This window comes from Chryseobacterium sp. R2ACT005, assembly GCF_049949215.1.
GTDB lineage: Bacteria > Bacteroidota > Bacteroidia > Flavobacteriales > Weeksellaceae > Chryseobacterium.
On the sequence record NZ_CP188192.1, the window covers coordinates 4,076,055 to 4,089,329 of the forward strand.

Consider the following 13,275-nt stretch of genomic DNA (forward strand, 5'->3'; position numbering starts at 1 on the left):
GCCTTCTAAACTGTTAAATAGCCTGATTAAATTGTTAAAGTTTCTTTTAAATTTTAGCTAACTTGCAGTCTCAATTCTCTCTTTACAATGCAAAATTCTTACACAGTCATCAATGCTTCTGCCGGATCTGGGAAAACATATGCTCTGGTACAAAGGCTATTGATGATCTGTCTCCGCTATCCTAATCAACAACAGTCGATAAGGAATATTCTCGCTCTGACCTTTACGAATAAGGCCGCGAACGAGATGAAGGAAAGAATTTTATCATGGTTAGGAAATTTTTCCGCTAAAGAGTATGCAGAGAATACAGATCTGAAAAATATCCAGAAAGCATTTGAAGAACAGGGACTAAAAATTACGATTGATGAGCTGCATCACCGTTCTAAGAAACTGCTGGATTACGTTCTCCACAATTATTCCACATTGAATATCGGAACTATTGACCGTTTTAATTCAAGGCTGGTAAGAAGCTTTTCTTATGAATTGGGACTGGCTAAAAATTTTAATCTTGAAATTGAAGCTGAACCCTTTTTGATAGAAGCCGTTGATAAGATGCTGGACCAGATTGGGGAGAATGAAACGATCTCCAATTCTTTCATGGACTATGTAGATTATAGTCTTGAAAACAATGAAAGAATTAATCTTAACAAAAACCTTTATGATTCGGCAAAAGAATTTGTAAAGGATATTCACTATGAACATCTGAAAAGCAATAAGAGTTTTGACGATGCCAGCTACGAGAATATAAAAAATACACTTCGTAAAGAAATTGTTCTCAACAAAAAACAGTCTGCAGAACTTGCAGCCAGTTCTATTGAATTATTCAAATCCAGAAATATTGATATTGAAGATTTTGCTCAGGGTAAAAACGGAATTGGAGGCTTCTTTACTAAAGTCATAGATTTTTACCAACAGAAAAGAACCGGATTTCCTTTTCCTACTACTCAGGAAGAGTCTGTCATCAATAATTACAGAAAGGGAGCATCTTCCAAGTCAAAGCATAAAGAGTCTGAGATTTTTGAGATTCTTGACTCACTTCTTGATAACAGAATGAAACTTATCCTTCTGTACATTGAAACCCAGAAGAAAGAAAAAGTTTTGTCGGCTCTTCTTCCCTTAAAGGTAAATAAGGATATTCAGGATGAACTTCAAAAAATTGAAGAGGAAAATGATCTTGTTCTTCTTTCTAAATTTAATATTCTGATCAATGAAAATCTTAAAAACGAACCTTCTGCTTTTATTTATGAAAAGGTAGGATCACAGTTTCAGCATTATTTCTTTGATGAGTTTCAGGATACATCAGAACTGCAGTGGCAAAATTTTGTTCCGCTGAGAGATCACAGTGTTTCTACGGAATATACTTCATTTACTTTAGTGGGTGATCCCAAGCAGAGTATTTACAGATTCCGTGGTGGAGAGAGTAAACTGATGCTGGATATTATCAACAAGAAAGAATTCTCACCTAAGGAAGCTGATCTTCTTGTGTTAAAGGACAACTGGAGAAGTGCCAGAAATATTGTACAGTTCAACAATGAGCTGTACCGTTTCCATTCTGAAGGACTTTTGGAAGAACATAAGAATATTTTCGGAGAAGATGCCGAGCAAAGTCCAAAATCAAAGTTTGACGGGCGTGTAAAGGTGAACCTGATCGACAATCTTACGAATGAAGAGTTCTACAATGATACTTCAGAAAGAATGCGGAAAGACATCCAGGAATGCCTGGACAATGGCTTTAAGTTTTCTGATATCACTATTCTTTGTCGTGGAAATTTTGATATTTTCAGCTACTCTCAAAAGCTGGGAAATTTAAAAGTTAAATATCGCGGTGAGGAAACGAATATTAAAACGATTTCCGATAAAGGTCTTACACTGGAACTTTCCAATACTTTAAAGGCTGTGATTGAATTTCTGCGATGGGAACTTAATCCTAAGAATAAACATTGCCTGATTATGATGATGTATCATCTGAATACATTGGGAAAAATTCATATGCCGGATTTCACTTCAGAAATGAAAGAAATTCTGGACATTGAAGGTCATGAAGAAATACTTCAGTTTATTAAGGAGAAATATTCACTGCAGCTTAAGCAGGATAATTTTCCAAGGTTTAATCTATATAACTTTATAGAATATTACATCAACGAATTTTCTGTTGAAAACAAAGAAACCGACTTTTTACTGAATTTCCTGGAAATGCTTTTCAACTTCACCCAGAATGCGGGTGCCAGTACGAAGGAATTTTTGAAATATTGGGATGAAGAAGCTTCTTCTTACACCATTCAGGCTTCGGAAAACATTGATGCCATTCAGATCATGACCATCCACAAGTCCAAAGGGCTGGAGTTCCCTATTGTTTTTATTCCTATGATGAACAAAAACCGGGATAATGAATTTACCAACTGGTTTGATACGAATGAAAATGAAGCTTTAAAATCTGTGAACATCAATCAGTTTAATAAGAACCTGGAAGTTTATGATGAGGAAATCCTGTTTTTTAACAGTAAAAATGCTTATAAAAACATGATTGACAGGCTATGTCTGCAGTATGTTGCAACTACCAGACCCGTTGAGCAGCTGTTTTTCTATCTTCAGAAAGCCAATAAGACCTCTAATAATCTCGAGCTTCTTGAATTCCTTCAAACAAAAAATACTGAACAGTCTGATGAGTTTGATGTGTATGAAGTGAATCCTGAACTGTTGAAAAAATACTCGAAAGATAAAAGTTCATTTTTTAAAACGCAGAATATTCAGGATCTTAAGAATGTTAATGAAAAAAGTACATCTATCAAGATTGCGACACCGTCTAAAAACTATCAGGTACGAAATGAAAAGGTAAGGATCGGGCTATTTGTTCATGAGCTTTTATCAAAAATCAATACTGAAAAAGATATATCAAAGGTGCTGGAAGGCTATGCGCTGGAAGGCCAGATTACACTGGAGGAAAAAAATGAAATACAGCTTACATTAGAGGAGATCGTGAAGACTTATGCAGAATTCTTTGATGAAAAATGGGAAGTGATCAATGAGAAAGATATTATGATCTCTGAAAACGGGGAAAGTCATATCTTCAGGCCTGACCGTATTTTAAAAGGTGAGGAAGGTTATATCATTGTTGATTTTAAAACAGGTGAACAGAAAACCAAAGACGAGGCACAGGTAGAAGGTTATAAGAATATTCTTGAACGTCTGGGGAAAAAGGTTCTTAAAACTCAGATTATTTATCTTTAAATTTTCCTATTCAGATAAAAAAAATAAAAACCGCTATTCTATCGGATAGCGGTTTTATATTTTGAGAAGTTTTAGTCTTAAGCTGTTGTAGCAGGAACAAATACTCTCTGAGACAATTCCTGGTCAAAAAGGTATAGTGCTGATGGATTATCGCATACCATTTTGATTTTCGTTACGTACTGAGAAGCGCTGGCTTCTTCTTCTACCTGTTCGTTGATAAACCACTGCAGGAATGACGTTGTTGCAAAATCTCCTTCATCGTTTGCATTTTTTACAATATTGAAAATACTTTTAGTTACTATTTTCTCATGTGCCAATGCTTTCTCAAAAATATCTGTAGCATTTTCGAACTCATGTGGAGGTTTTGGAATTTCTCCGATGATAATTTCCCCGCCTACATCATTCAAATAATCAAACATTTTATCTGCGTGCATTAATTCTTCTTTACTCTGTACTCTGAAATAGTTGGCAATTCCATCCAGATCTTTTCCAGAAAACCATGCAGACATTGAAAGATAATATTGAGCGGCGTATTGTTCGTGGGCAATTTGTTCGTTAATTAATTTTGCAATTTTTTCGCTAACCATAAGTATTAAATTTATAGTCAAAAATAAGGAATAAAAGCCCGAAATCAAAGGTTTTAAAGAAAATTAATACAAAAAGGATGGAAAAACATCCATCCTTATCACATTAAAAAACTAAAATTACAGGCTGCTATTTTACATCAGCTGTTCCAGTATTCATCGGCTTTTTCATCATTTTTCTTTCTTTCATTGCCATCTTCATTTTTTCTGCTTTTGCTTTTCTGTCAGCCTGCCATTTATCATATTGCTCAGGGTTTAGAATTTTTTTCATGTCAGCATCCATCTGTGCTTTCTTGGCCATCATTTCCTGCATTTTAGCTTGTCTGTCTCCTTTATTTTTCTCAAACTCAGCTTTTCTTTCAGCATTTCTTTTGTCCTGAAGGTCCTTTATCTGCGCTACCTGAGACTCGTTCAGATTAAGGTCTTTTTTCATTTCTGCAAGGCGTTCCTGCTGTTTCTGCTCCATTTTCTGTTTCATTTCCACAGCTCTTGCCTGTCTGTCTTGTGGAGTTGTAGTCTGTTGTGCCATTGCAAAACTTCCCATTCCGATAAATGCTATTGCTAAAACTAATTTTTTCATCTTTTTAAAATTTAATTAATTGTTATGTTGTTATTATACCTTTTTGATTATTAATTAAAACAGAAGTTAAATTAACAAATTCATAAATAATGTTAAATTTTAATAAAAATAAATCAATAAATAAACAAAAAAAAGGACAGATTATAAAAACCTGCCCTTCACACCACTTAAATATAATATATGAAAATTAATTCTTTACTAAGCTGCCTCTAAAGCCTCCATTACCACGGTTAGAACTTTCAGATTTTTGTCTGGAGCCTCCTCCATTATTTCCTCTGAATCCGCCATTATCTTCTCTTTTAGGAGCTTCTCTTCTCACTTCACTGTTTCCTCTGAAACCGCTTCCATTATTACTTCTGAATCCTCCATTATTATCAGCATTTCCTCGGGTTCCTCCACTGTTATTAGTTCTGAAACCTCCATTGTTGTCAGTATTTCCTCGGGTTCCTCCATTATCAGAATTTCCTCTGAATCCTCCGCTGTTATTAGTTCTGAAACCTCCGTTATTATCACGGAAACCTGAATTTTCTGAGGTTCTCGTATTTCTGAAACCATTACCACCTCTGTTGTCTCTTCTGACAATATCAAAAGTAGGGTTATCCATTCTACGAAATCTTGATCTGTCTACTCTATAAATATTGATATTGACATTTCTATATCTTGGCATTACAGTATATCTCGGTACATAGTATGATCTTCTGTAATTCTGGAAATATACAACCGGACTGGAACCTCTGTAATAGTTATTTTGGAAAACAACAAATACTCTTGGTCCTAATATTCTTTCCATAGCATAAAATCTATCATAATACCATCTGTCCGGGTTATATCGGTAGAAATTATTCCAAGCTGTAAAACTTGCATACAGATTATTAAGTCTCATGATCTGATCTACCTGCCAGCGGCTTAATCTGTTCTGTACGAAAAATCCGTTCCAGTCGATATTAATAATACTTCCTCTGTAGTCGTTATAATAGCTTTGATAATAATCACTTGGATAATAGTCCTGAGGATAATTGTAATAATAATCGTCAGGGAAATAATTTCTGTCATCTTCATCGCTGTAATAGCCATCTCCATTCTGATAATAACCATCATCACCCCAACCATTGTTCGGATACTGCTGAGCTGACGTCAAAACGCCTAACCCAAAAGCTAATCCTAAAAATATTTTTTTCATCTCTATAGTCGTTAATTGGTTAATATATAGCAGAATATCTTAATTCTATCTTTTTGATACAAATAAAAAAAAAAGTTAAATCGTAAGATCAAACTTCTTTTAAATTATTTTTAACCAATTGATAATCAGGTGTTAAATTTACAATCTACCACTGTCTTTTATCCAAAAAGCAATCTTATCATTGAAAGATTCTTTCTTTTTAAGGTCTTCCAGTTTTATATGCATTCTGTAACGCCAATAATGTGGGAAAACCGCAGGATTGTTGATTCTTTCATTATCAATATTTTTATTAGCGAGTTCTGCATCTGTTGCCAGAAATTCCTGAATCGGGAAAATAGCCAGCATAGCATCATTATATAAATGCTGCTTCATAATGATCTCAGCAAGATGAGGGTTCAAATCTGCAGGGGCTTTACCATACTGTATCAGCTGCTGGTTGAAATATTTTTGTGTAAGAGCAGGATCTTCTTTCCACCACTGTCTCAAGGTTGAGCTGTCGTGTGAAGATGCTGTCACTACATTCATATAGCTTGCATTCTTAGGATTATAGAAAGGAATATTTTCAGAAGGCATTCTCTGTACCTTCAAAGCAATGATAGCTAATTCGTCCATTACAACCGGTACACATGCAGGAACCATTCCCAGATCTTCACCGCAAATCAGCATTTTAGTGGCATTCAGGATAACGGGAAGTTTTTCCATTGCTTTTTCAGACCAAAGATGATCCTGTCTTCTGAAGAAATAATCGTGATACAGATCATAAATACTTTTCTGCTCCAGTTCAGGAAGATGTTTGTAAGATTCTGTATTGTACACATTGAACCTTGGGTGATAAACTGTTTTCCCGTTTCTCTCTTCTGTTAAAAACAAAACATTGGCACACAGAGAAATCAATTGTTCCTCAAGCGGGCCATATGATTTCTTCTTAAAGAAATTAACCAGTTTTCTCTGGGAATCAAATTCTTCTTTGAATATATAGGTTCCGTCTGCATTGCGGTCCATAAATTCAAGAGCTTTCCCACTATCTTTTCCAAAATAGTCCCATAAAATCTGATTGTTGATAAAAGGCTTACAATACCTATCAAAATTAAACGGAATCTGCCAGGCTTTAAATTCTTCCGCAACTATAGGAACAGCCGGATAAAAGTACCCTAAAATTCCTTGTACCGCAGAAACAGGCATTCTCCATATTCTGAAGAAACCAAGAATGTGGTCAATTCTCATCGCATCAAAATACTGTTCCAGCGCTTTGAACCTGTTTTTCCACCATCGGTAATCATCTGCTTTCATAGCTTCCCAATTGTAAGTCGGGAATTCCCAGTTCTGTCCAAGTTCTGTAAACTGATCAGGTGGAGCACCTGCCTGAAAATCCATCCCGAATAATTCCGGCTCTGTCCAGGCTTCTACGGAATATCTGTAAATTCCAATCGGAAGATCTCCCTTCAACGAAATTCCCAGGTTATGGGCATAGTCAACAGCATCCTTCAGCTGTACATGCAATTGATACTGTACCCAGGCATGAAGCATTGAGATATCATAATCTTTATTTTTTGTTGTGAAAAACTGTAAAATTTTTCCTGCAATATATTTTTTATGGGTTTTCCACTCGTTGAAATTGGGTGTCTTATATTTGTCCCTCAATACGCAGAATGCAGAATAGGGAACCAACCAATATTCATTATCCTTGATGAATTTTTTGAAGTTTCTGTCTTTGTAGATTTTATCTTTCTCTGCATAGAAAACAGCAGTAAGATATTTCCATTTACCTTCGATCATTTTTTCATAATCAATCAGGTCCAAAGCATTTAACTTCTCTTTTTCAGTTAAATACGAATCAACTAATTCTTTCGGTAAAGAATAATCAAGCTTTTCTATAGAGATATATTGTGGATGCAGAGCATAGACAGATACTGCTGCATAAGGATAAGAATCCGTCCAGGAATAATTTGCTGTTGTATCATTGATTGGAAGAATCTGAATAATACCAAGATTCGTTTCTTTTGCCCAATCTGCTAATTTTTTAATATCCGCAAATTCTCCTACACCGAAACCGTCTTCACTTCTCAAAGAAAATACAGGAACAGCAACTCCGGCATCATGATACATCTGATATCCTTTGAATCTAAAATAATGATTGGAAACAATCTGCAGAACATCACTTAATAGATTAGCTACCGTAAATCTGTTCTCTCCTGTTTCTACATCAATGACTCTGTTCTCTTTGGTATCATAAATGCAATATTTGAATTGGATAAATTCATCTTCCGGAATTTCTACAGAAGCTTCCCACATTCCGAAATCTGTCTGATGCAGGGGAATAACTTTTTCATAACTCCAGCTTCCTAAGGATGCAGTGCTTCCAAAGAGTACAATTCTCCAATCCGGATTATAAATAGGTGCTTCTATTCTGAATAAATGAGTATGTTTTTTTAAAACCGTTATTTTTTCGGGAACAAAATCATGCAGCTTGTTGTAAAGGATTTTGTTGTTTAAATAGTTTTCAGGAAAATTTTTGTTATTCCATTCGTCAAAAACTATAAACTCCTTATAATTATGGGGAAAATTAAGATGATGCGAAACAAATTCCTCTCTTAATACATTACCTTTTTCATTGACTACCAGGTATTGGTAAGAAATAGATTTTGAGAAATTGTCAACTTCACATTTCCACAAACCATTCTCAGCATAAAACATAGTATGGATATGTACTGCAGCTCCTTCTTCACCAATTACCAACTGCAAATTTTCTCCAGCTTTTACAATATATCCTACATTAAAGTATAGTTTCATCTATATTTTTTTATAAAAATACATTTTAATATCGAAAAATAAAACTTATTGAATATCAAATAATCATTAAAAAAACCTTCTCAAATTGATTTGAGAAGGTCCTTCTTAATTATATTTTGTAATTATCTTGTTACGAGAATCTTCTTATTGAATATTGCTTTTCCGGATTCATCAGTAATATTTACAATATAAGCTCCACTCACCAATCCTTTAAGATATACTTTCTCATCCAGCGAAGCATCTTTTACAGAAAGATCCTGAGTCATCACATTTTTACCTGACATATCAAAGATATTCAGTTTAATATTACCTTTTATATTCTTATCAGCATGAACGTTGATATAATGCTCATCTACCTTTGTCGGATAAATATCCAGATTAGCTGCCACAGCATTGATACTGGAAGTTTTATCATTCACAAAATATTTACTTGCCAAATCATAAATATGCAGCCCTTGTTCTCCAGGAAGCTGCTTTGCCTGTAAAGTTGCAAGATCTACTTCATACAAGGAAGCTCCTTTAGCACTTGCAATTACCACTTTACCCTGAGCATTTACAGCGGATCCATTTACAGAATAATTATCCGGAATTCCGGTGATTTTACCCACAAATTTAGCTTTTAAATCTTTTGTCAGCACCTTGAAAACATTTCCTGAAGCTGCAAAAACATAGAAGTTATTATCTGCATCAGCAATCATATCTCCACCAAAACCAGTTTCCATAGCTGTAAATGAATTTCTACCGTTAGACGAATCATCCTTGATAATCCCAAGATCATTTACTACATATTGTCCACTTTTTTTACTAATTTCCAGAAACTGTGTTCCGGCATTATTCACAGCATAAATACTCCCATTATACCCTGTTGCCATTCTTGTAATATGAGAATTGATATCACATGATGATACTCTTGCAACAGTATTTTCTACCAACGTAATCTCTTTAGTCTGTGGATTTAAAACATAGATATTAGACGAAAACATAGGCATATACACCAGATTATTATTCGAAGAATCATAGGCCAGGGCAGCCAGAGTTATGGCTTGAGAATTACTGTAAGAGTTTTTATCTTCAGCTACAATACCTCTTCTAGTCTGCGAAAAAACTTTTGTTGAAGAATCGGCAGTAAAAACTTTCTCTCCGGAAGTTCCATTAGCTGCATCAATTGTGCGAAAATCATTGAAAGTAATACTCTGGGTCTCTTTTCCTGCAATCGCAAAGAAATCTTGCTGTGCTTGTGCATTCACACCAAATAACAGTAAAAATAGAGGGAATAAATGTTTTTTCATATTATATATTTTTAGATTCGTAATCATTTTGATATTACTAAATTACACAATTTTCAAGTTAAAAAACAAAAATCCCGGATATTTGAATAAAGTTGATGATAAATTAATGAATACACAGCTGTTATCAGTCATTTCTTCTTCCTGTTTAATCAGTTTGATAGGTGACTGTAATAGTTTAAATGCACTATAACAGATAAGTGAGGAGTAAGATCAGTGAGGTGAGAAGTGATAAGTTCTAAATCATACTAATATCCCTTTTCCCAATTATGTCATTCCGTAGGAATCCAAGTATTAGAGTCTAAAGGATTCAAAGGATAAACTACAGAATATAAAATGTATTGTATAAACTCCTACGGAGTGGAGTATGTATCAATGATAAACGGTAAATAATCAATGATCTTGGATTACAATAGGGGACAGTCAATCATTATTGATTGCTGATTGCCTATTATTTATGAGTTGGGTATAGGCTTGGGTATAACGCAAAAAAAAATCCTTTATCATAAGATAAAGGATTTTTTAAAAATAAAATAAAAACTGGCGGCGGCCTACTCTCCCGCTTTCGCAGTACCATCGGCGCTGGTGGGCTTAACTTCTGTGTTCGGAATGGGAACAGGTGAGCCCCACCGCTAAAACCACCCTAAAGAAGGTATATAAGGTTGCACGGTATAGATAAAAGGATACAGGTTTTACCTGATTCCCAATAGCTACCATCTGCTACCTGGTTATTTTCGATAAAAACTTTCACAAAGAGGTAACCTTGCTGCACTTTCGTGCGCCATATTAGGCTATAAATCTACGGGTAATTAGTACTACTCGGCTATGACATTACTGTCTTTACACCTGTAGCCTATCAACGTCGTCATCTCCAACGACCCTTAAAAGATGTCTCATCTTGAGGCGAGTTTCGCACTTATATGCTTTCAGTGCTTATCTCTTCCAAACGTAGCTACTCAGCAGTGCACCTGGCGGTACAACTGATACACCAGAGGTTTGTTCAATTCGGTCCTCTCGTACTAGAATCAAGCCCTCTCAAACATCTAACGCCCGCAATAGATAGAGACCGAACTGTCTCACGACGTTCTGAACCCAGCTCGCGTGCCACTTTAATGGGCGAACAGCCCAACCCTTGGGACCTTCTCCAGCCCCAGGATGTGACGAGCCGACATCGAGGTGCCGAACCTCCCCGTCGATGTGAGCTCTTGGGGGAGACTAGCCTGTTATCCCCGGAGTACCTTTTATCCTATGAGCGATGGCCCTTCCATACGGAACCACCGGATCACTATGTCCTGCTTTCGCACCTGATCGACTTGTAGGTCTCACAGTCAAGCACCCTTATGCCATTACACTCTACGCACGGTTACCAAGCGTGCTGAGGGTACCTTTGAAAGCCTCCGTTACTCTTTTGGAGGCGACCACCCCAGTCAAACTACCCACCACGCAATGTCCTTCCATTAAGAAGTTAGGCTCCAAGTAAGTAAAGGGTGGTATTTCAACGTTGGCTCCACCTACACTAGCGTGCAAGCTTCAAAGCCTCCCACCTATCCTACACATTACTTACTCAAAGTCAATACGAAGTTATAGTAAAGGTTCACAGGGTCTTTTCGTCCCATTGCGGGTAATCGGCATCTTCACCGATACTACAATTTCACAGAGCTCATGGTTGAGACAGTGCCCAGATCGTTACACCATTCGTGCAGGTCGGAACTTACCCGACAAGGAATTTCGCTACCTTAGGACCGTTATAGTTACGGCCGCCGTTTACTGGGGCTTCAGTCAATGCCTTCGGTTTAACCCTAAGCACCTTCCTTAACCTTCCAGCACCGGGCAGGTGTCAGACCCTATACTGCATCTTTCGATTTTGCAGAGTCCTGTGTTTTTGATAAACAGTCGCCTGGGCCTCTTTACTGCGGCCACCATTGCTGATGGCGTCTCTTCTCCCGAAGTTACGAGACTATTTTGCCTAGTTCCTTAACCATGATTCACTCTAGCACCTTAGGATTCTCTCCTCGACTACCTGTGTCGGTTTTGGTACGGGTTGCTTCACTTCGGCTTTTCTTGGAAGCACTTTCCCTACAGCAGCTTCGCCCGAAGGCTAGGCCTTGACTATTCCGTCAGTCTCCAGTAAGTACGGCACTCCGTCCCCTTTTTAGTGTGAGCAAGTATGGGAATATTAACCCATTGTCCATCCACTACCCCTTTCGGGTTCGCGTTAGGTCCCGACTAACCCTCAGCTGATTAGCATGGCTGAGGAAACCTTAGTCTTTCGGTGAGCGGGTTTCTCGCCCGCTTTATCGTTACTTATGCCTACATTTTCTTTTCTATCCGCTCCACAATACCTCACAGTACTGCTTCAGCGCAAATAGAATGCTCTCCTACCAGATGTACATAAAGTACAAATCCATAGCTTCGGTAATATGTTTATGCCCGATTATTATCCATGCCGGACCGCTCGACTAGTGAGCTGTTACGCACTCTTTAAATGAATGGCTGCTTCCAAGCCAACATCCTAGCTGTCAATGCAGTCCAACCGCGTTGCTTCAACTTAACATATATTTGGGGACCTTAGCTGTTGGTCTGGGTTCTTTCCCTCTCGGACATGGACCTTAGCACCCATGCCCTCACTGCCGTAGAACATTTATTAGCATTCGGAGTTTGTCAGGAATTGGTAGGCGATGAAACCCCCGCATCCAATCAGTAGCTCTACCTCTAATAAACTTATATACGACGCTGCACCTAAATGCATTTCGGAGAGTACGAGCTATCTCCCAGTTTGATTGGCCTTTCACCCCTACCCACAGGTCATCCGAAGACTTTTCAACGTCAACCGGTTCGGTCCTCCACTCTGTGTTACCAGAGCTTCAACCTGCCCATGGGTAGATCACAAGGTTTCGCGTCTAATCCTACTAACTATACGCCCTATTCAGACTCGCTTTCGCTCCGGCTCCGGTACTTAATACCTTAACCTCGCTAGTAAAATTAACTCGTAGGCTCATTATGCAAAAGGCACGCCGTCACAGCTTAATGCTGCTCCGACCGCTTGTAGGCGTACGGTTTCAGGTTCTATTTCACCCTTCTATTCGAAGTGCTTTTCACCTTTCCTTCACAGTACTTGTTCACTATCGGTCTTTCAGGAGTATTTAGCCTTGGAGGATGGTCCCCCCATATTCAGACAGGATTTCACGTGTCCCGCCCTACTCATTTATCACTCAAATATGCCTTTCATATACGGGGCTATCACCCTCTACGGCCGTTCTTTCCAGAACATTCTATTAAACATATATCAGCTTTTGGGCTAATCCGCTTTCGCTCGCCACTACTTACGGAATCTCTTCGATTTCTTTTCCTCCGGGTACTTAGATGTTTCAGTTCTCCGGGTTTGCTCCTCCTTAGAGGTGACTGGTCTTCAACCAGCCGGGTTGCCCCATTCGGACATCTGCGGATCAATTCGTGTGTGCCAATCCCCGCAGCTTTTCGCAGCTTACCACGTCCTTCGTCGCCTCTGAAAGCCTAGGCATCCGCCATACGCCCTTAACGATTTCTTTCCTAATAATTATATTAGTTCAGTATTTTTTGATAAATTTAATTTATCGATATTTTTATAAACTCGGCACTCGAAAGTGC

Annotated in this window: 6 protein-coding genes and 2 rRNA genes; 1 reads left to right on the forward strand and 7 read right to left on the reverse strand. The window is 37.6% G+C overall.

Annotated elements, in window-relative coordinates:
• Positions 1–87 precede the first annotated feature (87 nt).
• Positions 88–3,228, forward strand: a complete 3,141-nt coding sequence (locus tag ACPF63_RS18730; RefSeq protein WP_426480911.1) for a UvrD-helicase domain-containing protein — start codon at positions 88–90, stop codon at positions 3,226–3,228.
• Between the two features lie 77 nt (positions 3,229–3,305).
• Here ACPF63_RS18730 and ACPF63_RS18735 read toward each other — a convergent pair whose 3' ends face one another.
• The 7 genes from ACPF63_RS18735 to ACPF63_RS18765 all read right to left on the reverse strand — a co-directional run bounded on the left by ACPF63_RS18735 (position 3,306) and on the right by ACPF63_RS18765 (position 13,196).
• Entirely contained in the window at positions 3,306–3,815 is a 510-nt protein-coding gene (locus ACPF63_RS18735; protein ID WP_047374012.1) for a ferritin, read from the reverse strand.
• 127 nt (positions 3,816–3,942) lie between these two features.
• On the reverse strand, positions 3,943–4,392 hold the full coding sequence (locus ACPF63_RS18740) for a hypothetical protein (protein WP_426480912.1): 450 nt from the start codon (positions 4,390–4,392) through the stop codon (positions 3,943–3,945).
• Between the two features lie 187 nt (positions 4,393–4,579).
• Positions 4,580–5,572, reverse strand: a complete 993-nt coding sequence (locus tag ACPF63_RS18745) for a hypothetical protein (protein ID WP_426480913.1) — start codon at positions 5,570–5,572, stop codon at positions 4,580–4,582.
• 138 nt (positions 5,573–5,710) lie between these two features.
• On the reverse strand, positions 5,711–8,362 hold the full coding sequence (locus tag ACPF63_RS18750; RefSeq protein ID WP_426480914.1) for a 4-alpha-glucanotransferase: 2,652 nt from the start codon (positions 8,360–8,362) through the stop codon (positions 5,711–5,713).
• A gap of 122 nt (positions 8,363–8,484) precedes the next feature.
• The gene (locus ACPF63_RS18755; protein ID WP_426480915.1) at positions 8,485–9,651 is read right to left on the reverse strand and encodes a T9SS type A sorting domain-containing protein; all 1,167 of its coding nucleotides are present in this window, start codon (positions 9,649–9,651) and stop codon (positions 8,485–8,487) included.
• Positions 9,652–10,186: 535 nt separating this feature from the next.
• Positions 10,187–10,294, reverse strand: a 5S ribosomal RNA gene (gene rrf / locus ACPF63_RS18760).
• A 143-nt stretch (positions 10,295–10,437) separates the two neighbouring features.
• Positions 10,438–13,196, reverse strand: a 23S ribosomal RNA gene (locus ACPF63_RS18765).
• Between the last annotated feature and the right edge of the window lie 79 nt (positions 13,197–13,275).